Source organism: Stenotrophomonas maltophilia group sp. RNC7 (assembly GCF_030910085.1).
Classification (GTDB): Bacteria; Pseudomonadota; Gammaproteobacteria; order Xanthomonadales; family Xanthomonadaceae; genus Stenotrophomonas; species Stenotrophomonas sepilia.
In genome coordinates this window covers 1-489 of the sequence record NZ_JAVFVN010000394.1, presented here as the reverse complement: position 1 = coordinate 489, position 489 = coordinate 1, and the positions used below count along the sequence as shown (strand labels likewise).

Sequence of the window (489 nt, the reverse complement as noted above, 5' to 3'; positions counted from 1 at the left end):
ACAAACGCTCGTAGAAAAGATAATACTTCCTCAATGTATATGCGTGTGAATTCTAGCAATTCCGCAGGTTCTTTCAATGTTTGGGCGGAAGCAGATGCCAATGTGTGGAGTGGGGGAAGAGATTGGAAAAACGCTTCTGGGGATGGTAAACATGAAGGTGCTGTACAACCAGGGCGTACATATCTCTTCATAAATAATGCAGTTGAGACTTATGGTAAACAAGTTCCTGTCCGTTTTGGTGGGTATTCAAGAGAGAATAACTCATATAATGTTGATTGGAGCCCTGATAGCGTTAGACCAAAAGGATCTTATACTGAATATTAAGTAAAAATTAAATCATAGTAATATTTTCAAATAATACCGCGCTCTTTAAAATTTTTTTGCTACATGTAAAAGTTGTATGATTCTTAATAAGAATCATACAACTTTTTTTGTCAGAGGATTACGATAAACATTGTAAATTGATAGACTAAAATAACTATTACTGAC

General features: G+C 35.0%; 1 protein-coding gene. It reads left to right on the top strand.

Annotated features, from left to right (window positions below):
• Positions 1–324: hypothetical protein (locus RCF13_RS06765; protein WP_308140993.1), on the top strand; the 324-nt coding region annotated here is incomplete at its 5' end.
• Positions 325–489 lie beyond the last annotated feature (165 nt).